This is a genomic window from Streptomyces sp. NPDC018693, assembly GCF_044391385.1.
Classification (GTDB): domain Bacteria; phylum Actinomycetota; class Actinomycetes; order Streptomycetales; family Streptomycetaceae; genus Streptomyces.
This window is the reverse complement of sequence record NZ_JBIRZZ010000009.1, coordinates 221,934-246,731: the sequence shown is the minus strand read 5'-3', so window position 1 is coordinate 246,731 and position 24,798 is coordinate 221,934. Positions and strand designations below refer to the sequence as shown.

The window sequence follows — 24,798 nt, the reverse complement described above, 5'->3', positions numbered from 1 at the left end:
CTCCGGTAGCCGTTCCGTAGAGTTTTGCGCCAACAGGTGTTGCTCGATGGCGAAAACGACGCTACCGGCCGGGGCGCCACTCTGGTGAGGTCGTTCACCCAACCGTGTGGCATATTCCAGGTGACTCTTCCATCGTACGCAGATGATCGTGTACAGTGCCCCGCCTCACGCGCGCTGACCCCTCAGGCTCAGCAGGCTCAACGGGCGTACTCCTTCGCGGCGTTCTCGATGAGCCGGCGCGACTGCTCCACGTTCAGCGCCTGCGCCCGCAGATGCTCGTACATCACGGTGTACTTCTGCACCTCGGGCGCCTTCTCCAGATACAGGTCGCTGGTCACGCCCTCGATGTACACGACGCTCGAGTCCGACGCGTCGGAGAACTCCAGGATCGAGTACTGGCCGTTGAGGCCGGGATGCGCGCCCGCGTCGAACGGCAGCACCTGCACGGTGACATGCGGCAGCTGGGACAGCTCAAGCACGCGCTCCAGCTGCTCACGCATCACCTGACGGCTCCCCACCACCCGGCGCAGGGCCGCCTCGTCCATGACGACCCACAGCCGCAGCGGCTCCTTCTCGTCGGTGACGCGCCCCTGCCGCCGCAGACGCACCTCGACCCGCTTCTGGATCTCCTCCTCCGGCGTCTCCGGCGCACCACCGCGCACGATGGCGTGGGCGTACGGCTGGGTCTGCAACAGCCCCGTGATGATCTGGGGTTCGTAGACCCGCAGCGACTCGGCGTCGGTCTCCAATCCGATGTAGACGCTGTACGGAACGTCCCCGAACGTGTGCCACCAGCCCTGCTGGCGTGAGTCCTTGGCCATCTGCATCAGCGAGTCGACGAGTTTCTTGTCCTCGACCTCGTACACCTCGCACAGATCACGGACATCGCGCTGGCTGATGCTGCGCCGGCCGTTCTCCAGACGACTGATCTTCGACTGGGACACCAGCAGGCGGGCCGCCACCTGTTCGGCCGTCATCTTCTTCGCCTCGCGCAGCTTGCGCAGCTCCATGCCCAGCCGACGACGGCGCACGGTGGGGTTGGTATTGGACGCCACAGGACGTCACCTCCGGCTGTGTACCTGACATAACACTTTGCGTATCTGCTTCTGAGCAGACTGCCACCAAGGTGCTTTCTACCGCTGGAAAACGGGGGATATGCGGCGGGTACACGCCAGTTCGGGGTGGGGTGGCGCAAGGTGGTGCCCTACGCACGGAAGTGGCCTCATGCGAACGCGCGGGGCGTCGGGACCGTACGCGAACGCGAACGGTCCCAGCACCCCGCGCGAACGCGGCGGCTCCCGGACGGGTCTGTGACGAGGCGTGCGTCCGTGGCTCAGTGCGCCACGGCGCGCGCCATGGAGCCATGGCGCGGCTGCGCCGGAACACCGCGCGCGGGTTCCGCCTGCTGCCTGGCTCCCGCCGCTCCGGCCTGCCGGCCGGCCGCGGCCGCGCCCCGGCGTGGCTGTGCGGCCACGCCGTTCTGGACGTCCATCACGGCGTGCGCGACGAGTCCGCCCATGGGGTCGTGCCTGATCAGGTCCCGCAGCCGGGAGCGCGAGGACCGTCCCTCGTTCCCCGGATACAGGTGCTTGCCGAGGCCGACCGCGTGCGCCAGCGCGGCGAGCGCCGCGGTCCGCGGGTCCGGCGGTACGCCGGTGCGGATCGCCGAGTCCAGCCGTGCCCTGATCTCACGGCTGATCTCGGTGTCCGTCGCCTGGTAGCGCGTCGTCGGCAGTACCCCGCACATCTGGCCGGGCACGGCGGCGACCATGCCGCACCGCTCCAGATGCGAGAGGTAGGTCTGGCGGAGGCCCAGTCGTGGCCCTCCGATCCAGTGGACCGCCCGCACCGGAGCGCCGCGCCTTCGCAGCAACTCCAACGCGCAGTCCAGAGTCGGATCTCCTGTCGGCCGTGGTACCACCACGGCGATACGATCCCCGTCTGGGGCTATCCGTCCGGCCAACGCGAGCTCCACTAGCTGCGCTCCGGCCAGACCGAGGTCGAGCGACTGCGGCTGTGCAGTGGTACCCGTGGCCGGGTCCAGTGCCAGCAGCAGAAGCTCCTCCGGAAGTGTTCTGCGGCTCCTGCCCATCCATGCCTCCCCGCGTGGATGTACGACAGGGTGACCCCTCTCACATTGGTCTGTCGAGGGTGCGTGACCTGTTTGTAAGGGAACCGGCAGGTATGTCGTTCTCGTCTACGGCTTGGGTCAGGCCCGCACACAGGACACTGGTACATGCTTCGGACATCGCGCTGGAGCCGTGGTCCGGCGGGCGGTACACGTACGGGTCTACGGGTCGTAGTTCGTACGAGAACGGTAATCGAGGAGGCATCGGTGGCGGGCGAGTCCCCCGACAGTTCGAAGCAGCGTGAGTCGTCGGCCGAACCGACGTCGGGGAGCACGGGCCCGGTTCCCGACCCGCGCTCCGCGGTGACCCGCGAGAGCTCCCCGGAACCCCGCGGCGGCGGCGTGGACACGGCGACGAAAGTCCTCTCGGTACGAGACCTGATCACGCCGTCCACCCGCGCCTCCGAACCGGAGCCCACCCCGGACCCCATCCCGGAGGCTCCCTCCAAGGCCACCCCGGAGACCCCGCCCAAGGCCACTCCCACGACCACCACCCCGGAGGCCGCTTCCGAGGCCACCGCGGACGCCCCCGACAAGGCAACCCTGGAAGCCCTGTCCAAGGCCACTCCGAAGGCCGCCACCAAGGAGGCCGCTTCCGAGGCCACCCCGGAAGCCCCGTCCAAGGCCACTCCGAAGGCCGCCAACAAGGCCACCCCGGCGGCGGCGTCCGAGACCGCCCCGGAGACCGCCTCCAAGGCTGACTTGGAGGACGCGTCTAAGGCTGACTTGGAGGACCCGTCCAGGGCCGACGTGGAGGACCCGTCCAAGGCCGACGTGCAGGACCCGTCCAAGGCCGACGTGCAGGACCCGTCCAAGGCCACCCCGCAGACTGCCCCGCAGGCCGCCTCGAAGGCCCCCAGCGCCCCCGAGAGCCCCTCCGAGGCCCCCGAGCCCCCCACGGACGCCCAGGACGCCGCGGACGCCTCCAGCGCGCCTGAGCCGCCCAGCAGCACGGGTACGCCCGCCAAGGGCCGCCCCGGCGCCCCGTCATGGGCCAAGTCCACGGCACCTGCTGGCCGCCCGGCCCCCAAGGCGACCGACGACAGCGAGAACCGCGGCGCCGCCGCCGACGAGCCGACGGCAGACGACCACCCCAAGGCCGAAGCGCCGAAGCCCGCCGACCCGTCCAAGGGCGCCCGCCCCGGGACGGCGGCCCCCGAGGACAAGCCGGCCGGAGGCCGGGCGACCGGGGGCGGACTGACCTGGGCCAAGCCGAGCGCGGGCCCGTCCGCCACAGACAAGCCCGCAAACAAGCCGACCGCAGACGAAGCCGCGGTCACCGACGGCGAGGACACCCCACAGGGGCCACCCGCGCCCGACCACGAAACCCGCACGGGCGGTGCGGGTGGGAAGACGACGGACGAAGGCGCAGCCGAGGCCGCTGACCAGCCGACCGCAGACGAAGCCGCGGTCGCCGACGGCGAGGACACCCCACAGGGGCCACCCGCACCCGACCACGAAACCCGCACGGGCGGTGCGGGTGGGAAGACGACGGACGAAGGCGCAGCCGAGGCCGTCGATCAGCCGACCGCGGTCTTCAAGGCGGTACGGCCGCCGAAGCCGTCCGTCGACCAGCCCACCACCATGCTGAAGCTCACCCCCGAGCCCAAGCCCGAGCCCAAGCCGGAGGCTCCCACCGAGCCCGAGCGCACCAGCAAGTTCGTCCCCCTCAAGCCCCCAACCCCCCACACCACCCACACCCCCGAGCGCACCACCCAGCAGCCGCTCCCGCCCAAGCCCCCGCTGGACCTGCTGGCCGAGCTGACGAACACCCCGCCACCCCCGCCCACCCCCCTGCGCACACTCGCCCGCCGCGTCAAGATCTGGACCCCCCTGATCGTCCTGCTGGCGATCGTCTTCGCGGCCGTACAGAGTCTGCGCCCCGTCCCCACCCCCACCCTCGACCTCACAGCGCAATCGACCTACACCTTCGAGGGCGACCAGCCCACCATCCCCTGGCCGGCCAGCGGCCAGGCCGCCCTCGACGTCCAGGGCATCGGCACGTTCGGCTCGTCGGGCGAGCAGAAGCCCGTCCCGATCGCCAGCGTCGCCAAGGTCATGACCGCGTACGTGCTCCTGCGCGACCACCCGATGAAGAGCGGCGAGGACGGCGCCAAGATCAAGATCGACCGGCTCGCCGAGGAGCAGTCGGTCGCGGGCGCCGAGTCGACCGTGCACGTCTACGAGGGCGACGAGATCACCGAGCGCGAAGCCCTGCAGGCCCTCCTGATCGCGTCCGCGAACAACGTCGCGCGCCTGGTCGCCCGCTGGGACGCCGGCTCGGAGGAGGCGTTCGTGGAGAAGATGAACGCCGCCGCCCGGGACCTCGGCATGAGCAACACGACGTACACCGACCCCTCGGGCCTGAACGACACGACGGTCAGCACGGCCGTCGACCAGGTGAAGCTCGGCAAGGCGGCGATGACCCAGCCCGTCTTCCGTGAGGTGGCGGCGATGATGGAGTACTACGACTACAAGGGCGAGCGCTGGCGCAACTGGAACCGCCTGGTCGGCACGAACAACGTCGTCGGCATCAAGACCGGCACCACCACCTCGGCCCTCGGCAACCTCGTCTTCGCCGCGAAGCAGGAGGCCGGCGGCGAGACGCGGACCATCGTCGGCGCGGTGCTGCGCCAGCCGGACGTCGGCGGCGGCATCCTCGCCGCCGCCCTCGACTCCAGCGACAAGCTGATCCGCGCCGCGCAGGGCGCCCTGCAGTCGGCGACGATCCTGAAGAAGGGCGACATCGTCGGCCATGTCGACGACGGCCTCGGCGGCCGTACGCCCGTGGTGGTCACCAAGGACGTCACCGCGGCCGGCTGGGCGGGCCTGGAGGTCGAGCTGTCCTTCGTCACGGACGACCTGCCGCACTCCGCGAAGGCGGGCACCCAGGTCGGCACCCTGACCGTCGGCGACGGCGGCACGAGCGGGGCGGTCAAGGTCCCGGTCGCGCTCCAGACCGATCTGGTCGAACCGGGCTTCATGGACAAGCTCACGCGTATGGGCTGACCACCGTGGTCGGCTCCGCACCACGTCATCCCGCCGGGGGAGTCCCCCCGGCGGGCTGCGTGCTAGTTTCACGAAACGGACAGGTCGCCTACCCGGGCGGCCGTGACGCGGAAGCCGGCCGGGCCGACCGACGGGCCGCTTCCGACAGCAGAAGACGGGACACGGGGAGTACCTGAAGGTGGCCACTGCCGAGCCGACGCGCGCCGACGACACCGGTACGGGCCCGGACACCACCGGCCCGCGAATACCGCCGTCGGCGGACCGCCCTGCCGACCCTGCGAACCCTGCCGACCCTGCCGGCCCATCCTGGCCGAGACGCCTCGGCGGGCTGCTCGACCGCCACCTGGTCCTCTCCGTCACCGCGCTCTCCGGCGCCCTCCACGTCGTCTGGTTCTTCACGTTCGCGAACAGCGGCGGCGACCTGGCCGCCCAGGACGCCTGGGCCGAGTTCGTCGGCCGCCACCCCGCCTCCGCGTACAACCTCGCCTGGTACGGCGGCATGCACCCGGTGTCGTACAGCGTGGTCTCGCCGTATCTGATGTCGGTCCTCGGCGTCCGTACGACGATGATGATCGCGGGCACGCTCTCCGCGGGCCTGCTCACGCTGATCCTGCTGCGCTGCCGGCCGGTCAAGAAACCCCTGTGGCCGGCGCTGGTAGGTGTCTTCGGCCTGCTGTGCAACGCCGCGTCCGGCCGCGTCACCTTCGGCCTCGGCACGATGTTCGCGCTCGGCGCGGTCGCCGTCGTGTTCTGCTGGCCGTACCGCTGGCGCTACAAGCGGTGGGCGAAGGCGCTGTGCGCGGCGCCCCTCGCCGCGCTCGCCACCATGGGCTCGCCGGTCGCCGGCCTGTTCGTCGGCCTGGTCGCCGTCGCGCTGTTCCTGCAGCGGCGGCTGCCGGGCGCCTGGGCGCTGGGGCTCGCCCCGGCGGCCGTCGTCGCCGTCTCCGCCCTCGCGTTCCCCTTCTCCGGCACCCAGCCGATGACGTTCGGCTCGTCCGTCCTGCCGATGCTGTTCTCGGGCGTCGTCTACGCCGTCGTACCGCGCGACTGGAAGACCGTACGGTTCACGGCGGCCGTGTACGGGCTCAGTGTGCTGCTGGTGTGGCTGATCAGCTCGCAGATCGGGTCGAACATCACCCGGCTGTCGATGCTGTTCGCGGGCGTGGTGCTGGTGTGCGCCCTGCCGTTCGCCGCGCCGCGCACCCTGAAGTGGTACGCGATCGTGCTGGCGTCCGCCGGGTTCGTCGTCTGGATCGGCTTCAAGTCGGTCGACGACGTGGTCCGTACGACCCCGGAGGCGGCCTGGGCGCGGGAGCTCGCCCCGCTGGTCAACGAGTTGCAGGAGGTCGGCGCCGACCGGGTCCGGGTCGAGGTCGTACCGGCCCGCTCGCACCGCGAGGCGTCGGCACTGGCGCGGTACGTCAACCTGGCCCGCGGCTGGAACCGCCAGGCCGACATGAAGCGCAACCCGCTCTTCTACGACGACACCCTGAACAGCGCGAACTACCACGAGTGGCTGGAGCGCTGGGCCGTGCACTACGTGGTCCTCTCGAAGGACAAGCCGGACGGGGACGGCGGCGAGCGGGAGCGGGAGCTGGTGCAGCGCGGGCTGCCGTATCTGCAGCAGATCTGGGGCGACGCCAACTGGCAGCTGTTCAAGGTCACCGACCCGACACCGCTCGCCGAGCCGAACGCCGAGGTGCTGCTCGCCGATCAGGAGGAGTGGACGATCGAGGTGAAGCAGCCGGGGCCGATCCTGGTGCGGATGCCGTACTCGCCGTGGCTGAGCCTCGTCGACGAGGACGGCAAGAGCCTGAAGGCGCCGCAGGAGACGGAGGCGTCCAAGGACCGGGCCGAGGGGGAGCCGAAGACGTACGACAACGTCAACGGCTGCCTGATCGAGACCGAGGAGGACGCCGAGGGCGTCACCTGGACGGTGCTGCTCGCTCCGCAGGCGGGCACGTACCGGCTGGCGGCGCCCTACCAGCTGCCGCGGGGCACCCCGTGCCCGGACGAGCTGAAGGAAGGGGTCCCGCTCACGTCGCCGTAGCCGGTCGGCCCGGCTTCGGCCGGTCACCGCAGCCGGTCGACGTAGCGGTCCGTGCCCGGCACCGTCGGTATGAACGGCGCCACCAGCTCGACCCTGCCCAGCCCCGACTCCGCCACCTGCTCACCGAGCCCGGTGAAGTGGCCGCTCCAGCACTCCCTCGGGTCCTCCTCCAGGAACCACAGCAGGGTCAGCCGGGTGTCGACGCCCTCGACCTGCTTGACGTACGTCATGCGGTCGAGCGGGAGCGGGGTCGGCCGGAAGACGGTCACCATCGCGGCCGGTGAGCCGGCCAGCCGCTTCGGGAGATGGCGGGCTCGCAGCCACTCCAGCAGCTCGGCGCGCTGCTCCGCCGACTCGCTGTCCACCACCTCCAGGACGAGCCCGGCGTACGGATGGTCCAGCGCGTGGAAGTCCCGGGGCCCCGCCGCCCCGTCCCGGTACACGGTCGCCTCGCGGTCCTGGAAGGCCGTGAAGACATGGGTGCGGTCCCGGTAGACGCGGGCGTCGCGGTTGAGGCGCCGGTTGATGGCGACCGTCCAGCGCATGTGGTCGTCGTAGCGGCCGCGGGTGATCCAGTACGTCGAGAGGTAGCAGCCGGCGGTGACCGGTTCGGCGATCGCCGACTTCTCCGGGTGGCGGAGCAGTTGCAGCTCCCTGGTGGCCACCCAGCGGCGGCCCGCGTACATCCAGGGCATGGCCATCGCGCCCGCGTAGTAGTGGTCGTCCTCGTACCAGCGGTTGTAGGCGTACTCGTGGCCGGGGTGCGGTTCGACCATGGTGATGAGCGCGTGGCCGAACGGGACGTCGTACGGTCCCACGGCGGCCAGCTCGGCGTAGAGGTCGCTGTTCATGGCATTCCCCTTTTCTGCGGTCACCCATACTCTGACGCCCCGTCAGATAGTGCGCCAGCCCTGGGGAGGCCAGCCATGTCACTGCTCGCGGGCAAGACGGTCGTGGTGTCGGGGGTCGGGGCGGGGCTCGGGCGCCAGGTCGCGGCGGCCGTCGTACGGGACGGGGGCAACGCGGTTCTCGGGGCGCGTACGGAGGCGCAGTTGGCGAAGGCGGCGGCGGAGCTGGATCCGGGCGGGGCGCGGACGGCGTACCGGGCGACCGACATCACCGACGAGGCGCGGTGCGCGGCGCTGGCGGGGCTGGCGGTGGAGCGGTTCGGCGGGATCGACGCCGTGGTGCATGTCGCCGCCCGGGACTCGTACTTCGGCGGGGTCGAGGACGCGGACTTCGCGGCCTGGCAGCGGGTGATCGAGGTGAACCTGCTGGGCACGCTGCGGATGACACGGGCGTGTCTGCCGGGGTTGAAGGCCCGGGGCGGCGGGTCGGTCGTCTTCATCGGGACCCAGTCGGCCGTGGCGGCGCCTTCCCAGGTGCGGCAGGCGGCCTACGCGGCGTCCAAGGGCGCGCTGACCAGCGCGATGTACTCACTGGCGCGGGAGCTGGGCCCGTACCGGATCCGGGTCAACTCGGTGCTGCCCGGCTGGATGTGGGGGCCGCAGGTGCAGACGTACGTGCGGTCCGCGGCGCGGGCGGAGGGGGTGCCGGAGGACGAGGTGCTGACGCGACTGACGGGGCGGGTGGCGCTGCCGGACCTGGCCACGGACGGGGATGTGGCGGACGCGGTGGTGTTCCTGGCGTCGGAGCGCGCGCGGGCGATCACGGGTCAGTCGCTGCTGGTCAATGCGGGGGAGCTGATGCGGTGAGCCTTTCGGGCCGTTCATGACTATGAACTAAGGACACAGTTACGATCACCGGCACCGTCACCGCGATCTACTGCACCATCGGCGGCCTGTGGGCGGACGCGCTGACGGAGTTGGGCCAGTTCGTGATCCAACTTCTGGCCGGCATCGCGATGTTCGTCGCGGTGGTCGTCGAACTCGACAAACAAGGGCATCGGCTTCTTCGGCGCCTGGGACGAGCCGGCGCCGCAAGGCCACGAGAAGCCGCTGGTCGGCCTGTACAGAACGGTCTTCCTGCTGGCCTTCCTCTTCATCATTCAACTCCCCCACCTTCGGGGACATCATCACCGTGGTCATCAAGTGGGTCGCCGGTCTTATGGGCCCGATGGCCATCCCGATGATGCTGGGCCTGCTCCGCCCGTTCCGCCGCTCGGGCCCCACCGCGGCCCTCACGAGCTGGTCGATGGGCCTGCTCGCCTTCTGGCTGGTCAACTACCCGATCAGCTGGCAGATCGACGGCGGGGTGCCGCTGCAGTACCAGGTGTCGATTCCGCTGGCGGTGTCGCTGGTGCTGTACATCCTGGTGAGGTTCGTGAAGCCGGAGGACACCCCGGAGCGCCTGGCGATCATCGGCCGGATCAACACGGACGGGGACGGCACCGGTGTCGCCGCGGTGGTCCCGGAGCCCCGGGACGCGGTCCCGACGCCGGTGAAGGACTAGCTCCCCCTGGGTACCGCGCCAGCCACCCCGGCGATGCCCCCGCCGGATTGTGGAGGGCCGGCCCCTGGGTCATCTCCATCGCGAAGTCGTCGGCCAGTTCCAGGATCGTCGGACGGCCCTCCAGCTCGGCCAACCAGGCCGGCGGGAGGGCCGTCTCGCCGTGCAGGGCACCGAGCAGACCGCCGGCGAGCGCGGCCGTGGCGGCGGAGGGAGCGCCATGATTCACCGCGAGCCGCAGCCCGTGCCGTACGTCCTCGGCGACCAGCGCGCAGTACACGGCAGCGGCCAGCACCCCGTCCGCCTGCCCCTCCCCCGCCAGCTCCTCCACCCGCGCCGGACCCGGCATCCCCTGCCGTACGGCACCCAGCGCATGCTGCAGAGCATCGCTCACCGGCTCATGCCCCACCCGTGCGGCCAGCAGCGCCAGCGCCCGCTGCACGGCGGCGTCGAGACTCTCGCCGCGAGCCAGCGCATGCACGGTCACGGCGTACGCGCCCGCCGCGAGGCAGGCGGTGGGGTGACCGTGGGTCTGAGCCGCGCACTCGACCGCCAGCTGGGCGACAAGCTGGGGCTCCCACCCCACGAGCAACCCGAACGGCGCCGACCGGACCACGACCTCCGGCCCCGCCGCATCAGCGTTCTTGGGTTTCTCCAACGTCCCCATCGTGTCGTCCCCCAACCCCATCAGCAGCGCCCGCGTCGGATCCCGCCGCGCGTACAGCCACTCCTCCCGCGCCAGCCACCCGTCGTCCTTCCGCCGCTCGTCCGGCCCCCAGTCCCGCTGCGTCGCCGCCCACCGCAGATACGCCCGGTGCAGATCGGTCGGCGGATGCCACGCGCCGGTGTCCCGGCGCACCTGCGCCCGGATCAGCCCGTCGACGGTGAACAGCGACAGTTGCGTGAGGTGGGTGACAGCACCGCGCCGGCCGTAGGCGGGGGTGAGGTCGACAACCCCCTCCGGCCCGCACGCGCCTCGGATCTCCTCCACGGACATCCCCTCGACCGGCGCCCCGAGCGCGTCCCCGACCGCCGCCCCGAGCAACGTCCCCCGCACCCGACTCCGGAAGTCCTGCTGCTCGGCCCGCCCCCAGACCACGCCGGCTGTCGCACCCACCCCAGGACCTCCCCACCGTCACCCGTGCGTGTCCAGGACAGTTCAGCACTGTAATCGAACGGAGACGGTCGGTTCCGGGAGAGAAAAGGTGAGCGGGGTGTAGGGAAAGTGACCGGAAGCGTCGCTTTTCAGCCGTAGACGCCAGGCCCAGTCCGTCACAGCCCGGTCTCGCGCAGCCGGGCGGCACGCTCCGGGTGGCGTTCGATCGCCACGAACACGGCCCAGGTGGGGGTGCCCCCTCTGGGGGAGCACGAAGGCTCGCAGTGCGCAAGGCTCTGCGTCTGCTGCGCGTTCGTCGTCGCCTCGAACAGGTGCTGCGTGCGCGCCGGGATCCGGCTCGGGGCAATGCGCGCGACCGCTGCCCGCAGGGCGTCCGGCGTGAGCTCGGGCATGGGGATCAGCGGTCCGTACGGGCCGTCGGTCCGGGCACTCACGGTGACCTCCGGTGCGGGTGGCTCGGTCCTCGTACGGTACCGGTGGAACAGGCGGTACGACGGCGACGCGGCGCTCACCACTCGCCTCGCCCAGACGCTCATGCGGCGGCGGGGGCCGACCGGCAATCGCCGCAGCGGCCGGGTTCCGGGGAGCGGAAGGCGCGGTCGCAGCCGTCGCAGTTCTGGAGGGGGGCCGGGCGGGGTGGTGTGGCGCGGGGAGGCGGGGTGGGGAGGTGCGGCGGCAGTTGGGCGGCGAGACGGTGGGCCAGGAAGGCGGCCGGATGCTTGATCGGGTCCGCTCATTGAGCGAGGGCCCCGCTGCACGTGAGTACGTGTACTCACGTGCAGCGGGCGGCTTGATCGGAGACTGGGCGCATGAGACGAACCTCTCCCCTGACCAGCACGGTTGCCGGCTCCCCGCGCCGCCCACGGCTATCGCTCGCGATAGCAGCTCTTGCCGCTCTGGCGCTCGCCGCCTGCGGCACCGAGAAGACAAGCGCCAACGGACCGCAAAGCAAGCCTGCTGACGCTGCTGAGGTCCGGCCCGGCGCAGCCTTCACGGCGATGCTGGACAAGGTCGCGCAGTCGTGTCCCCCCAGTGCCCCGCCAGAAGCACCGCCGACCGGTCCGGCGCAGACCCTGCCACCCGGTTCGGTGGAAATACCGCCGGACGTGGAGCCCATCGCCCCCACGGCGGGTCCGGAGGTGGAGTTGAACGCTCGCGACTGGTGCGCCGGCGCCCTCCATGAAGAGCGCATTGCCCAGGCGCTCTGGGATCTGGAGGATCCAACCCCAACCAAAGTCCGGACGATTCTGAACGACCTCGGTTACGTCGACGAGCACATACACGACCTCAGGCAGTCCGGTGCGACCACGCGGTTCTTCCTCGACCTGCGCAACAAGGGGGGACGGCTCTGCTTGGACGGCTCGGCGGCCGGCGAGAACACCGTCATCGACAAATGCGTAGCCCCCGCAACCGGCCCGTTCACGCCTGATGGCGTAAGCAGTGAGCACGACGACTCCGCTGCCGATCAGGGGTGAGCAGGCCGGTGTTGGTGCCGCACCGTGTAGCTCGTATATCCGGCCAACCGTCCTGCCAGTCCGCGTAGCGCGCCTGGATCGCGTCGCGGGCCGAGGCCGCCTCCGCCCGGCGTGGGACCAGTTGGCCAAGACGAACCAGCCAAGGTCCGCGGCCAGTATGTCGGCCGGTGCGTGGTCGGCGTCGGTCCAGTCGCCGGTGGCGATGAGGCACCGGACCAGCGCCTTCCCGTCCTCCTCCGCTTCACTCGTGCCAGTTCGACGGTACCGTCGAGCGGGTCCACCGCCCCCCGTCGCTGGGCTCGGTGACGGGCCGGATTCTGGCGGAATACGAGCGGGGGAAAGGGACCGGGCCGGGAAGATACCGGCCATGACCACTACCCCCACGCGTCACACCGGGCTCACGCTCGCCGCCGGTGTGCTCACCGGAACGCTCGCGCTCTACATCACGCTCGTCGCCCTTGGGAACATCACCGACTTCGGGACCAATCAGCAGTTCGTGCAGCATGTGCTGGCGATGGACACGACGTTCAAGGATGAGGACGTGATGTGGAGGGCGATCACCAACAAGGGGGTTCAGGATGCGGTGTATGTCGCGATCATCGTGTGGGAGACGGTGGCCGCGCTGGTGCTGATCGCGGGGACGTGGTTCTGGGCGCGGCGGGACCAGGGGCGCGCCCGTCGGCTGTCCACGTACGGGCTGTTGATGTTGATGCTGCTGTTCGGGGCCGGGTTCATCGGGATCGGTGGGGAGTGGTTCGCGATGTGGCAGTCCGGTGACTGGAACGGGCTGGAGGCCGCTACCCGGGTGTTCCTGGTCAGCGGCGTCGTACTGATCGTCGTGCAGATGACGCCGGCTACTCGACGACCTTGACCCTCGTCTCCGTCGCCCCGAACTTCCACAGGGCGTTGCCGTCCTCCTTGCCCATGCGGATGCCGCCCGTGGCGGTGCCGGTGGCGGGGGGCGGGGAGGAGCCGTCGACCGCGTTGGAGAAGGCGATGTTCACGCCGGACTTCACGGTGAAGTAGATGATGTGCTCGATCGCGACGCCGTCGGAGCCGGTGGTGGCGCTCTTGCGGACGGAGATCGTGTAGGTGCCGGGGTCGGGGTCGACCGTCCCCGGCCAGACCGTGAAGGTGCGGCGGGCCTCGCCGTCGGCGTCGACCAGCCAGACGCGGTCCTGGGCGAGGGAGTAGACGATACGGCGGCCCGTGCCCGAGCCCTCCGGGAGTTCCGTCGGGGTGATCGCCGACGGGGCCGTGGGGGCGGGCCGAGGCGTTGCCGAGGGGGTGGCCGTCGGGCGGGTCGCCGCCGTGGCCTCGGGGTGGACGCCCCGGTCGGCCTGGACGGCCAGCACCGCGACTCCGGCGATCGCGCCGGTGGTCAGGCCGGTGACCCAGGCCCACGAGGGAAGCCGTCGGGCAGGCACGGGCACGCATCTCCTCAGTCTCCGGCCCCCGATGCCGGGGGCCGGATAATCGTACTCAGTCCACGAGCGGGAGCAGTTCCGGCAGGTGGCCGTCCGAGGCTTCCGCGGCCCGCCGGCGCTCCTCCGGGACCTCGCCGTAGAGGGTGGTGCGGGGGCGGGCGGGGCGGCCTGCCGTCTCCGCCACCGCGATCAGGTCCCCGACTGATTTGTACGAGCCGTAGGAGGAGCCCGCCATGCGGGAGATCGTCTCCTCCATCAGGGTGCCGCCCAGGTCGTTCGCTCCGGAGCGCAGCATCTCCGCCGCGCCGTCCGTGCCCAGCTTCACCCAGCTCGTCTGGATGTTGGGGATCCAGGGATGCAGCAGGAGACGAGCCATCGCCGTCACCGCCCTGTTGTCCCGCATCGAGGGGCCCGGGCGTGCGATACCCGCCAAGTACACCGGCGCGTTGGTGTGGATGAAGGGGAGGGTCACGAACTCCGTGAAGCCGCCGGTGCGTTGCTGGATCCCGGCCAGGGTGCGCAGGTGGCCGAGCCAGTGGCGGGGCTGGTCGACGTGGCCGTACATCATCGTCGAGGAGGAGCGGATGCCCAGTTCGTGGGCGGTCGTGACGACGTCGATCCAGGTGGCCGTCGGCAGCTTGCCCTTGGTCAGGATCCAGCGGACCTCGTCGTCCAGGATCTCGGCAGCCGTGCCGGGGATCGAGTCCAGGCCGGCCTCCTTCGCGGCCGTCAACCACTCGCGGACGGACATGCCGGTGCGGGTGGCGCCGTTCACCACCTCCATGGGCGAGAAGGCGTGGACGTGCATTCCGGGGACGCGGGACTTCACGGCCCGCGCGATGTCGAAGTACGCCGTGCCGGGCAGGTCCGGATGGATGCCGCCCTGCATGCAGACCTCCACCGCGCCCACGTCCCACGCCTGTTGGGCGCGATCGGCGACCTGGTCGAGGGAGAGGGTGTACGCGTCGGCGTCCGTGCGGCGTTGCGCGAAGGCGCAGAAGCGGCAGCCGGTGTAGCAGACGTTGGTGAAGTTGATGTTGCGGGTGACGATGTAGGTGACGTCGTCGCCGACCGCCGACTTGCGGACGTCGTCGGCGACCCGGCACAGCGCGTCCAGGGCCGGGCCGTCCGCGTGCAGCAGGGCGAGGGCCTCGGCGTCGGTGAGCCTGGTGGGGTCGTCGGCGGCGGTGCGCAGGGCCTGTCGTACGTCCGTGTCGATGCGCTCGGGTGCCATGCCGGGTGCGGCGGCCTCACGCAGGGCGCCCCAGTCGCCGTACACCTCGTCGAAGTCGTCGCGGCGGTCGGTCGTACGGCCCTCGGTGTCGATGGTGGTGTGGAGATCCGTGCGGCCGGACGGAACGAAGACCTCCTCCGGTTCCTGCCACGGGCGGCCCTCGACCACCGCGTCCGGTAGGGCCAGCCCGGTCTCCGGGTCGGCGAGGGCGCGGACGTGCGGGAGCAGGCGCGGGTCCAGCCAGGGTTCGCCCCGGCGGACGAACTCCGGGTAGACACAGAGGCGTTCGCGCAGTTCGAAGCCGGCGGCCGCCGATTTCGCCGCCAGGTCGTCGATCTGCGGCCAGGGGCGTTCGGGGTTGACGTGGTCGATCGTCAGGGGTGACACCCCGCCCCAGTCGTCGATGCCCGCGCCGATCAGCCGCTCGTACTCGCTGTCGACCAGGTTGGGCGGGGCCTGGAGGCAGGCGGACGGGCCGAGGAGGAGGCGGGCGACGGCGACCGTGGCGACCAGTTCGTCCAGTTCCGCGTCCGGCATGCCGCGCATCGCGGTGTCCGGCTTGGCGCGGAAGTTCTGGATGATCAGTTCCTGGATGCCGTGGTAGGCCCGGGAGACCTTGCGGAGCGCGAACAGGGACTCGGCGCGCTCCTCGTAGGTCTCGCCGATGCCGATGAGGATGCCCGAGGTGAAGGGGACGGAGGAGCGGCCGGCGTCCTCCAGCACGCGGAGGCGGACGGCCGGTTCCTTGTCCGGGGAGCCGTGGTGCGGGCCGCCGGGCTCGGACCACAGGCGGGTCGCGGTCGTCTCCAGCATCATGCCCATGGACGGGGCGACCGGCTTGAGGCGCTGGAAGTCGGTCCAGGTCAGCACGCCCGGGTTGAGGTGCGGGAGCAGGCCCGTCTCCTCCAGGACGCGGATGGAGATGGCGCGGACGTAGGCGATGGTGTCGTCGTATCCGTGCGCGTCGAGCCACTCGCGCGCCTCCGGCCAGCGGTCCTCGGGCTTGTCGCCGAGGGTGATGAGCGCTTCCTTGCAGCCGAGGGCGGCGCCGCGGCGGGCGATGTCGAGGACCTCGTCCGGGGACATGAACATCCCGTGTCCGGCGCGGCGGAGTTTGCCGGGGACGGTGACGAAGGTGCAGTAGTGGCACTTGTCCCGGCAGAGCCGGGTGAGCGGGATGAAGACGCTCTTGGAGTAGGTGATGACGCCGGGCCGGCCGGCCGCCTCCAGGCCGGCGTCCCGTACCCGGGCGGCGGACGCGGCGAGGTCCACGAGGGCCTCGCCGCGGGCCTGGAGCAGCACGGCCGCCTCGGAGACGTCGAGGGCGACGCCGTCCCTGGCGCGTTTGAGGGCGCGACGCGTGGAGTTCTCGGTCGGGGAGGTCGTCATCCTTTGAGGATACGGAGGGCTGCGCTGCGTTTGCCGGGTGCGGGTGCGTTGGGGCTGGTCGCGCAGTTCCCCGCGCCCCTGACTTGCCTCACTGGGCCTTCGTTGAGAGGAACTCGGCGTATGCGTCCAAGGCCCGCAGGACCTCCGTCTCCCCCGCCGGGGGCAGTTGCACCACGACCTCCTCGATGCCGAGGTCGGCGTAGTGCGCCAGCTTGCCCGGGCTCGGGTGGACGGCGTACGGGACGACCTGGAGCGTGGACGGGTCGCGGCCGGCGTCCGTCCAGGCGGTGCGCAGGCGGGGCAGGGATTCGCCGAGTCCGCGTCCGCCGATGGGCAGCCAGCCGTCGGCGTACTCGCAGATGTGGGAGAACAGCTTGGGGCCGGCCGCCCCGCCGACGAGGGTACGGGGGCCGGTGACCGGGCCGCGCGGCTTCTGGGCGGGCTTGGGGTGGGCGTGGCTGGCCCGGACGCTGCCGAACTCGCCCTCGTACGCGGTCGGTTCGTCCGCCCACAGGGCCCGCATCAACGCCATCCGGTCACGGGCTAGTTCGCGGCGGGTGCGCCACTCGACGCCGTGGTCGGCGGCCTCCTCCACGTTCCAGCCGAAGCCGACGCCGAGGGTGAAGCGGCCGCCGGAGAGGTGGTCGAGGGTGGCGATCTGCTTGGCGAGGTCGATCGGGTCGTGCTGGGCGACCAGGGTGATGCCGGTGCCGAGACCGAGCCGCTCGGTGACGGCGGCGGCCTGCCCCAGGGCCACGAACGGGTCGAGCGTACGGCCGTACTCGCGCGGCAGCTCGCCGCCCGCCGGGTAGGGCGTGGTCCGCTCGACGGGGATGTGCGTGTGCTCGGGCAGATAGAGCCCGGCGAACCCGCGCTGCTCCAGCTCACGGGCGAGGCGGATCGGGGTGATCGTCTCGTCGGTGAGGAAGATCGTGACGGCGATGCGCATGGAGTGCCTCTCGGTCTGCGGCTGCTGTGCCCATCTCTACCGGGAGGAAGGGCAGCTGTCCATACCGACTGGTCGGCATTGGGAGTGTCCGGGGACCCGAGTCGTCCGGATGCCAAGGCACGACCAGCGAGAACTCCTGGCCCGTCCGCACGGTGACGGTGCGCTGCCCGATGCCGTACTCCTCGGGGCCGTCGAGGGCGCAGGAGGACAGCGCGGGCAGGAGGAGTGCGGCCGGCAGGGCGGCCCGTACGGTGCGCGAGACGGTGCGGGAGAACATGGCGACCGGGACGCTGGCACTCGCCCTGCGGGACCGGCGACCATGGGGCCATGTCCCGTCTCAGCGAGCTCAGATTCCGCGCGGCGACGGCCGTCCAGCGCCGCTTGAACCCGGTCCTGCGCCGCCTGCCCACCCAGACGGTCGTCGAGACCACCGGACGTGTCTCCGGCCGGCCCCGTCGCACACCGGTGGGTGGCCGTCGTATCGGCGACTCCTTCTGGCTGGTGTCCGAGTTCGGCGAACGGTCGCAGTACATCCGCAACATCAAGGCGGACCCGAAGGTACGGGTACGCATCCGGGGCCGCTGGCACACCGGCACCGCCCACCTCATGCCGGACGACGACCCGGTGGCCCGCCTGCGCAGCCTGCCCCGCTTCAACAGCGCGGCGGTACGGGTGATCGGGACGGGGCTGATGACGGTGCGGGTGGATCTGGATCCGGCCTGAAGCCAGGCGATCTTGGACAGACCAGGCATGACACATGGCATGATGGCCGTATGACGGTCAACATGACGATGAGCCTGCCGGATGACGTGGCCGCCTTCGTGAAGGCCAAGGGCAATGCCTCCGCCTATACGGCCCGCATACTGCGCCGCCAGATGCTCGCCGAGGAGCTGGAGCGGTCCGCGCGTCTGCGTGCGGAGGCCGGGATCACGGTCACGGCCGCGGAGCCCGGTGAGAGCGAGGAAGCCACCCTGGAGCGGTGGGGTCGGGTGGCGGGCCGGTGAAGCGGGGGCACGTCTACGAACTGTCCTTCTCCGGAGGTCCCGCCCACGTCCTGGTGTTCTCGTCCGACGCCCTCAACGCGCAGAACAAGTCGGCGACCTGCGTACTGATCTACCCGCAGCAGGTGCGGGAAGCCACCCTCGTGGACATCCCGGTCGACTCACCCTCCGTCGGCACGATCGTGCTCGGCGAGTTCCGCACCCTGTCCGCTCCTCGGTTCACCGATGGCCTGGGCCCGGTCGACGAGCGTGTCATGGAAGCGGTGGAGATCGGCCTGCGGGCGGTCTTCGACCTGTAGCCCCGCAGCGCGCCCTCACACCGTCCGCCCCTCTCACCCCGGCCACACGATCGCCTGCAGCTCGCTGTACGCGTGCAGGGCGTAGGAGCCGACGTCGCGGCCCACGCCGCTCTTCTTGAAGCCGCCGAAGGGGGCTTCCATGTTGCGGGCGACCGTGTTGACGCCGATGCCACCGGCGCGCAGGCGGCGGGCGACGCGGAAGGCGCGGGCGACGTCGCCGGACCAGACGTAGTCGATGAGGCCGTAGTCGGAGTCGTTGGCGAGGGCGACGGCCTCCTCCTCGTCGTGGAAGGGGATGACCGTCACCACCGGGCCGAAGATCTCCTCGCGGGCGACCCGCATGTCGTTGGTGCAGTCGGCGAGGAGGGTCGCGGCGACGTAGAAGCCGCGGTCCTGCGGGGGGCGTTCGCCACCGGTGACGACCACCGCGCCTTCCTTGCGGCCGAGTTCGACGTACGACTCGATCCGGTCGCGGTGAGCGGCCGAGATCACCGGACCGATCACGGTGTCGGGCTGCCGGGGGTCGCCCAGCCTCAACCGGCCCGCGTACGCGGCCAGTCCGGCCACCAGACGCTCGTACACCCCCCTCTGCGCCAGCACCCGCGTCGGCGCCGTGCAGATCTGGCCGCTGTAGAAGGAGAACGTCGTGCCGATCCCGGACACCGCCGACCCTATGTCCGCGTCGTCGAAGACGAGGGCCGCGCCCTTGCCGCCCAGCTCCATCAGCTGGCGTTTCATGTCGCGGCCGCAGACCTCGGCGATGCTCCGGCCGACGGCCGTGGACCCGGTGAAGCTGACCATGTCGACGTCCGGGGAGGCGACGCTCTCCTCGCCGACGCTCGTCGAGCGGCCCGACACGACGTTCACCACGCCCGGCGGCACCCCGGCGGCCTCCAGCGCCTCCGCCATGCGGTAGACGGAAAGAGGGTCCTGCGGGGCGGGTTTGACGACGACCGTGTTGCCCATGGCGAGGGCCGGGGCGACCTTGCCGGCCGGGTTCGCCCAGGGGTTGTTGTACGAGGTGACGCAGGCGACCACGCCCACCGGCTGGCGGACGGCCAGCGCGCCCGTCACCCCGGCCTTCCCCATCGGCCCGGCCTCGCTGATCTGCGGCGGCAGTCCCCACTCCGCGGGCTCCACGCGCGCGTACCGGCGGAACCGGGCCGCCCCGACCCCGACCTGCATCGCGCGCGCGGTGCCCGTCGTGGCGCCGGTCTCGGCCTGGGCGAGGGGCGTGTACTCGGCCGCCCGGTCGTGGATGATCCGCGCGGTGCGCGCCAGCACCGCCGCCCGTTCGTCGGGGCTGGTGCGCGACCACCGTACGAACGCCTCGCGGGCCGCCGCGCACGCCGCCCGCACCTGCTCCCGTGACGCCTCGGGCGCCCAGCCGACGGTCTCCTCGGACGCCGGGTCGATGACGGCGTACTGCCCGCCCTCCGGCTCCACCCACTCCCCGCCGACGAACAGCCGCTGCCTCACGTCGTCCCCGTCGCGCCGCCTCACCGCGTGGCCACCGTCCGCGTGTCCCGTCCGGAGCGCAGCACCCGCCCCGGTACGGCCCCGGTCACCACGTCGTCGCGGATCGCCTCGACCCCGTTGACCCAGACGGCCCGTACGCCGATCGCCCTGGAGTCCAGCCGGGGGCTGTCGCCCGGCAGGTCGTGCACCAGGGTGGCCGTACCGGCGTCGATCCGCTCCGGGTCGAAGAGGACCAGGTCCGCGTGCCAGCCCCGGGCGATCCGGCCGCGCTCCCGCAGCCCGAACAGCCGCGCCGGGTCGTCCGTCAGCATCTTCACCGCCTGCTCGAGCCCGGCCAGCTTCCGGCCGCGCAGACAGTCACCGAGGAAACGGGTGGTGTACGGCGCCCCGCACATGCGGTCCAGATGCGCGCCCGCGTCGGAGCCGCCCAGCAGCACGTCCTCGTGCTGCCAGGTCTCGGCGCGCAGCGCCCAGGACGCCGGGTCGTTGTCCGTCGGCATCGGCCACAGCACCGTACGCAGGTCGTCGGCCGCGCAGATCTCGACCAGGGTGTGGAAGGGGTCCTGGCCGCGTTCCGCCGCGACGTCCCGCACGACCCGGCCGGTCAGGCCGCGGTTCGCGTCGCTGTAGGTGTCGCCGATGACGTACCGCGCGAAGTTCGTGAGCCGCCGGAAGACGCCGGCCTCCTTGGACCGGGCGTGCCGCAGCATCTCGGCCCGTACGTCGGGGTCGCGGAGCCTGGCGATCCGCTCCGGCACCGGGAGGCCCAGGATCGGGCCCCAGCCGGGGATGAGGTTCAGCGCGCAGAAGGTGCCGAGCGACATGTTCATCGGCGTGAGGATCGGCATGGTCAGCGCGACGATCCTGCCGCCCGCCTTGCGGGCCCGCTCGCTCGCCAGCAGCTGCCGGGGCACGCGCTCCGGGACCGCCGCGTCGATGGTCAGGACGTTCCAGTTCAGGGGGCGTCCGGCGGCGGTGCTCATCTCCACCAGCAGCTCGATCTCGGCGTCGCTGAACTGGTCCAGGCAGCCCGCGACGATCGCCTCGATCTGCGTGCCCTCGTGCTCCCCGACCGCCTTCGACAGGGCGAGCAGTTCGGCGGGTTCGGCGTGCCGGGACGCGACCGGTCTGCCGTCGCCGTCGGAGTGGGTGGAGGACTGGGTGGTGGACAGGCCCCAGGCGCCGGCGTCCATCGCCTCGTGCAGGAGCTGGAGCATCTCCCGCAGTTGTTCCCGGCTCGGCTGGCCGCCCACCGCGTCCGGTCCCATCACGTACCGCCGCAGCGCGCAGTGCCCCACCATGAAGCCCGCGTTGACGGCGGTCCGCCCCTCCAGGGCGTCCAGATACTCCCCGAAGCCGTGCCAGTTCCAGGGCGCCCCCTCCTCCAGCGCGACCAGCGACATGCCCTCGACCTTCGACATCATCCGGCGCGTGTAGTCGGCGTCCTCCGGCCGCTCCGGGTGCAGCGGCGCCAGCGTGAAGCCGCAGTTCCCGGCGACGACCGTGGTCACACCGTGGTTGAGGGAGGGCGTGGCGTACGGGTCCCAGAAGAGCTGGGCGTCGTAGTGGGTGTGGGGGTCGACGAAACCGGGGGCGAGGACGAGGCCGGTGGCGTCCTCGGCCGACCGGCTGTCCTCGCTGATCGTCCCGAGCGCGGCTATACGGCCGTCCCGTATGCCCACGTCGGCGGTGTAGGCGGGCGCGCCGGTCCCGTCGACGACGGTCGCGCCTTTGATGACGTGATCAAGCATGAGGTTCACCTCCTGGGCTTGCGGTCACTCAGCCAGGGGCGCGGGGCTGCATCGATATGCGGCTCCGCCGCGTGGGCGCGACCAGCCACAGACAGCCCGCAGCCGCCGACGAGACATCAGGCCCCCCGACGGAACCGCGTGGTCCGATGCACGGGATCCGTGTCGATCTTCGGAATCACGTGCTCCCCGATCAGCCGAATCGTCTGCAGCGTCTCCTCCTTCGGCACCCCCACCGGCAGCCCGAAGCTCAGCTGGTCCGCCCCGGCCTGCTCCCACCGCTTGCACTGGCGCAGCACCTCGTCCGGGTCCCCGCAGATCAGCAGCTCCTCCTCCACCAGCAGCTCGACGAACTCGGCGGTGTACTCGGGCAGCGTCTCGGGCCACACCGGGAACCCCTCGGGCCGGGGGAACGTGTCGTGGTAGCGGAAGACCAGCGAGGGCAGATAGTGCAGCCCGCCGTTCACGGCGATCCGTATCGCCTCGTCGTGCGTCGGCGCGCAGATCGCCGTCGTGGTCACCATCACGTTGTCGTTGACGAAGTCGCCGATCGGCTCCGCGTTCACGATCGCCGTCTTGTACTGCTCCAGCACCCACTCCATGTCGGACACCTTCTGGACGCTGAAGCCGAGCACCCCCAGCCCCTTCCGCGCGGCCATCGCGTACGACGGCGGCGACCCGGCCGCGTACCACATCGCCGGGTGCGACCTGCCGTACGGCTTGGGCAGCACCTTCCTAGGCGGCAGCGACCAGTGCTTGCCCTGGAAGCCGACGTACTCGTCCTGGAGCCACATCTTGGGGAACTCGGCGATCGTCTCCTCCCAGATCTCCTTGGTGTGGTTCATGTCGGTGATGCCGGGCAGGAACCCGAGGATCTCGTGCGAGCCCGCGCCCCGCCCCGAGCCGAACTCGAAGCGGTTGCCGCTGAGATGGTCGAGCATGGCGACCTTCTCGGCGACCTTGACGGGGTGGTTGACCTGGGCCAGCGGGTTGAAGATCCCGGAGCCGAGGTGGATGCGTTCGGTCGCGTGGGCGAGGTAGCCGAGGAAGACGTCGTTGGCGGAGAGGTGCGAGTACTCGTCCAGGAAGTGGTGCTCGGACGCCCAGGCGTACTTGAAGCCGGACTTGTCCGCCTGGATGACGTACTCGGTCTCCTCCATCAGCGCCTTGTGCTCGGCCAGCGGGTCGGTCTCGGCGCGCTTGCCCACGTATCCCTGTACGAACAGCCCGAATTCCACGGAGGCTCACCGTCCCGGTCTCAGTTGGCTGACGGCTCGTCAGATTGGCACCGCCGGTATGCACCGTCAATAGCTGACGGTCGGTCAGATAGTGGTCAGATCACGGCGACCCCCGCCAGCCACCCCCCGTCGATCACGAACGGCTGCCCCGTGATGTACGACGAGTCCTCGCACGACAGGAACAGCGCCAGCCGCGCCACCTCCTCCGGCCGCCCGATCCGCCCGAGCGGCACCAGCCTGCGGTACAGCTCGTCCAGGGCCCGCGCGGTCGCCTCCGGATCCGCGTCCGGGTCGAGCCGGGCCGGGTTGGACATGGCCGTGTCGATCGCGCCGGGGCACATCGCGTTGACGCGGATGCCGCGCGGGGCGAGCTCCAGCGCGGCGACCCGGGTGAGGCCGACGATCGCGTGCTTGGTGGCGGCGTACGTGCCCACGGCCGCCATGCCGGTCATACCGGTGTGGGAGGCGGTGTTGACGATGGTCCCGCCGCTCGGGGGCATCTCCGGCGCGACCGTCTTCACGCCGAGGAAGCAGCCGACCTGGTTGACCCGGACCACCTGCATGAACTCGTCCAGCGGGGTGTCGACGAGGGAGTTGAAGCGCAGGATCCCGGCGTTGTTGACCAGCCCGTCGACCCGCCCGTACGCCTCCTTCGCCGCGGTCACGGCAGCCTGCCAGTCGCCCTCCTCCCGCACGTCCAGATGGACGTACAGCGCCCCCAACTCCTTGGCCAGCGCCTCCCCCTGCTCGTCCAGCACATCCGCCACGACGACCCGCGCGCCCTCCGCCGCGAAGAGCCGCGCCTCCTGCTCCCCCTGGCCGCGCGCCGCACCTGTGACAAGGACAACACGTCCGTCGAGCTTGCCCATGCGAACTCCCTTGGCGTCGATGGATACCGCCAGCGTAGGGCATATCTGACGGCTCATCAGCTCAGCGGGACGTCGATTGCGGATTGCGTGTGCACATATCAAGTGACCGTGCAGTAGGGATATTTGACCCTGTCGGCGCCGCTCACGGCACGCCAATAATCCCGGCGGAAAGGCAAAGTCCACCCCCCTCAGGAGAGAGCGGAGCATGGCAGCCAAGAGGCGCTTCAGGAACAAGAAGGTCCGCTATGTGGCGATCGGCGCGGCGGTCACATCCGGAGCGGCGGTCGCCGCCGTACTACTGCCCTCGGCGAACGCGGCCGACATCGACAAGACACCGGAAGAGATCATGTCGATGTGCCACAGGTCCGCGAAGATCAATGGGCAGCAGCGGTCGACGAGGGATTTCAACGGCGGCCTCGGGGACGGATTCGCGGCCGACACCTGTGATTTCCGGGAGACGAACTTCGAGACCTTCGACGGACCCACGGAAAAGGTCACGATCGACTTCCCGAACTGCGCGCCGGACGTCGATCCCAACGCGTCGGCCGACACCACCTGGAAGACCACGGTCGGTCAGGGCCGAGGCAAGTACACCGTGACCCAGCAGGGCGGCGGGGCCGGAATATTCGGTTTCCTGAACGCCTCCTGGCTGCGGCACAAAGCCACGCTGGACATGACCCTGGAGTCGGCGACCGCAAGCGAGTCGACGAACCGGAAGATCCCGGAGGGCAAGGTGCTCCACGTGGAGTTCACGCCCAAGATGCAGCGCATGACCGGCACATGGGTGGTGAAGATCAACGCCCGTGAGCAGGGCACCGTCCTTCCCGCGGTGCCCGAGCAGATCTTCGAGGCGGAGGAAGTGGTCGAGGGACCCGTCATCCGGCCGGGGGCCGCGGGCGCGCCCGGGGTCGTGGACGGCGTGATCGAGTCCGTCCTGACCGACTGCTGACACCCTTCCCCACACCCACCTCACCCCT

21 protein-coding genes and 1 pseudogene are annotated in these 24,798 nt (G+C 70.9%); 10 read left to right on the top strand and 12 right to left on the bottom strand.

The window, feature by feature from the left end; translation table 11 throughout:
* Positions 1-197: 197 nt before the first annotated feature.
* On the bottom strand, positions 198-1,055 hold the full coding sequence (locus ACH5AC_RS24215) for a helix-turn-helix domain-containing protein (protein ID WP_398864137.1): 858 nt from the start codon (positions 1,053-1,055) through the stop codon (positions 198-200).
* 278 nt (positions 1,056-1,333) lie between these two features.
* Positions 1,334-2,092, bottom strand: coding sequence for a GPP34 family phosphoprotein (locus ACH5AC_RS24210; protein WP_398864136.1), 759 nt, complete (start codon positions 2,090-2,092; stop codon positions 1,334-1,336).
* 243 nt (positions 2,093-2,335) lie between these two features.
* On the opposite strand from ACH5AC_RS24210, the gene ACH5AC_RS24205 reads away from it, so the two are divergent.
* Both ACH5AC_RS24205 and ACH5AC_RS24200 read left to right on the top strand, forming a co-directional pair.
* Positions 2,336-5,137, top strand: coding sequence for a D-alanyl-D-alanine carboxypeptidase (locus ACH5AC_RS24205; RefSeq protein WP_398864135.1), 2,802 nt, complete (start codon positions 2,336-2,338; stop codon positions 5,135-5,137).
* 178 nt (positions 5,138-5,315) lie between these two features.
* Positions 5,316-7,187 carry an MFS transporter gene (locus ACH5AC_RS24200; protein WP_398864134.1) on the top strand — a complete coding sequence of 624 codons (1,872 nt, stop codon included), beginning with the start codon at positions 5,316-5,318 and terminating at the stop codon, positions 7,185-7,187.
* 23 nt (positions 7,188-7,210) lie between these two features.
* Here the strand turns inward: ACH5AC_RS24200 and ACH5AC_RS24195 are convergent, their stop codons facing one another.
* Positions 7,211-8,038 carry a hypothetical protein gene (locus tag ACH5AC_RS24195; protein ID WP_398864133.1) on the bottom strand — a complete coding sequence of 276 codons (828 nt, stop codon included), beginning with the start codon at positions 8,036-8,038 and terminating at the stop codon, positions 7,211-7,213.
* Positions 8,039-8,113: 75 nt separating this feature from the next.
* On the opposite strand from ACH5AC_RS24195, the gene ACH5AC_RS24190 reads away from it, so the two are divergent.
* Both ACH5AC_RS24190 and ACH5AC_RS24185 read left to right on the top strand, forming a co-directional pair.
* Positions 8,114-8,902: an SDR family oxidoreductase gene (locus ACH5AC_RS24190; RefSeq protein ID WP_398864132.1), complete on the top strand. Its 789-nt coding sequence runs from the start codon at positions 8,114-8,116 to the stop codon at positions 8,900-8,902.
* A 38-nt stretch (positions 8,903-8,940) separates the two neighbouring features.
* Positions 8,941-9,599: pseudogene (locus ACH5AC_RS24185) on the top strand (hypothetical protein); the annotation flags it as partial.
* Here ACH5AC_RS24185 and ACH5AC_RS24180 read toward each other — a convergent pair.
* Both ACH5AC_RS24180 and ACH5AC_RS24175 read right to left on the bottom strand, forming a co-directional pair.
* The gene (locus tag ACH5AC_RS24180) at positions 9,517-10,713 is read right to left on the bottom strand and encodes an ADP-ribosylglycohydrolase family protein (RefSeq protein WP_398864130.1); all 1,197 of its coding nucleotides are present in this window, start codon (positions 10,711-10,713) and stop codon (positions 9,517-9,519) included. The pseudogene ACH5AC_RS24185 and the gene ACH5AC_RS24180 overlap by 83 nt on opposite strands.
* Positions 10,714-10,868: 155 nt before the next feature.
* A complete protein-coding gene (locus ACH5AC_RS24175) occupies positions 10,869-11,147 on the bottom strand; it encodes a hypothetical protein (RefSeq protein WP_398864129.1) in 279 nt (92 codons plus the stop codon).
* Between the two features lie 564 nt (positions 11,148-11,711).
* Here ACH5AC_RS24175 and ACH5AC_RS24170 point away from each other — a divergent pair.
* Positions 11,712-12,188, top strand: coding sequence for a hypothetical protein (locus tag ACH5AC_RS24170; protein ID WP_398864128.1), 477 nt, complete (start codon positions 11,712-11,714; stop codon positions 12,186-12,188).
* A gap of 367 nt (positions 12,189-12,555) precedes the next feature.
* A complete protein-coding gene (locus ACH5AC_RS24165; RefSeq protein WP_398864127.1) occupies positions 12,556-13,059 on the top strand; it encodes a DUF2165 domain-containing protein in 504 nt (167 codons plus the stop codon).
* Here the strand turns inward: ACH5AC_RS24165 and ACH5AC_RS24160 are convergent.
* The 3 genes from ACH5AC_RS24160 to ACH5AC_RS24150 form a co-directional block, all read right to left on the bottom strand.
* Complete coding sequence (locus ACH5AC_RS24160; protein WP_398864126.1) at positions 13,043-13,621, bottom strand: hypothetical protein; 579 nt, start codon at positions 13,619-13,621, stop codon at positions 13,043-13,045. The genes ACH5AC_RS24165 and ACH5AC_RS24160 overlap by 17 nt on opposite strands.
* Before the next feature lie 49 nt (positions 13,622-13,670).
* Positions 13,671-16,238, bottom strand: coding sequence for a bifunctional FO biosynthesis protein CofGH (locus ACH5AC_RS24155; RefSeq protein ID WP_398864125.1), 2,568 nt, complete (start codon positions 16,236-16,238; stop codon positions 13,671-13,673).
* 88 nt (positions 16,239-16,326) lie between these two features.
* Positions 16,327-17,187 carry an LLM class F420-dependent oxidoreductase gene (locus ACH5AC_RS24150; RefSeq protein ID WP_398864124.1) on the bottom strand — a complete coding sequence of 287 codons (861 nt, stop codon included), beginning with the start codon at positions 17,185-17,187 and terminating at the stop codon, positions 16,327-16,329.
* A 327-nt stretch (positions 17,188-17,514) separates the two neighbouring features.
* Between ACH5AC_RS24150 and ACH5AC_RS24145 the strand changes: the two genes are divergently transcribed.
* Genes ACH5AC_RS24145 through ACH5AC_RS24135 form a run of 3 tightly spaced genes read left to right on the top strand, consistent with a single transcriptional unit; the run spans position 17,515 to position 18,487 of the window.
* The gene (locus ACH5AC_RS24145) at positions 17,515-17,910 is read left to right on the top strand and encodes a nitroreductase/quinone reductase family protein (protein WP_398864123.1); all 396 of its coding nucleotides are present in this window, start codon (positions 17,515-17,517) and stop codon (positions 17,908-17,910) included.
* Between the two features lie 50 nt (positions 17,911-17,960).
* Entirely contained in the window at positions 17,961-18,191 is a 231-nt protein-coding gene (locus tag ACH5AC_RS24140) for a hypothetical protein (RefSeq protein ID WP_398864122.1), read from the top strand.
* Positions 18,188-18,487, top strand: coding sequence for a type II toxin-antitoxin system PemK/MazF family toxin (locus tag ACH5AC_RS24135; protein ID WP_398864121.1), 300 nt, complete (start codon positions 18,188-18,190; stop codon positions 18,485-18,487). Before ACH5AC_RS24140 ends, ACH5AC_RS24135 begins: the two co-directional genes overlap by 4 nt.
* A 33-nt stretch (positions 18,488-18,520) precedes the next feature.
* Here ACH5AC_RS24135 and ACH5AC_RS24130 read toward each other — a convergent pair whose 3' ends face one another.
* From ACH5AC_RS24130 to ACH5AC_RS24115, 4 genes are all read right to left on the bottom strand, one after another.
* Positions 18,521-19,966 carry an aldehyde dehydrogenase family protein gene (locus ACH5AC_RS24130; protein ID WP_398864120.1) on the bottom strand — a complete coding sequence of 482 codons (1,446 nt, stop codon included), beginning with the start codon at positions 19,964-19,966 and terminating at the stop codon, positions 18,521-18,523.
* 20 nt (positions 19,967-19,986) lie between these two features.
* Positions 19,987-21,717, bottom strand: coding sequence for an amidohydrolase family protein (locus tag ACH5AC_RS24125; protein ID WP_398864119.1), 1,731 nt, complete (start codon positions 21,715-21,717; stop codon positions 19,987-19,989).
* Positions 21,718-21,833: 116 nt separating this feature from the next.
* Positions 21,834-22,952: an LLM class flavin-dependent oxidoreductase gene (locus ACH5AC_RS24120; RefSeq protein ID WP_398864118.1), complete on the bottom strand. Its 1,119-nt coding sequence runs from the start codon at positions 22,950-22,952 to the stop codon at positions 21,834-21,836.
* 95 nt (positions 22,953-23,047) lie between these two features.
* Positions 23,048-23,821, bottom strand: coding sequence for an SDR family NAD(P)-dependent oxidoreductase (locus tag ACH5AC_RS24115; RefSeq protein ID WP_398864116.1), 774 nt, complete (start codon positions 23,819-23,821; stop codon positions 23,048-23,050).
* Between the two features lie 205 nt (positions 23,822-24,026).
* On the opposite strand from ACH5AC_RS24115, the gene ACH5AC_RS24110 reads away from it, so the two are divergent.
* The gene (locus ACH5AC_RS24110; RefSeq protein WP_398864115.1) at positions 24,027-24,770 is read left to right on the top strand and encodes a hypothetical protein; all 744 of its coding nucleotides are present in this window, start codon (positions 24,027-24,029) and stop codon (positions 24,768-24,770) included.
* The last annotated feature ends 28 nt before the right edge of the window (positions 24,771-24,798 follow it).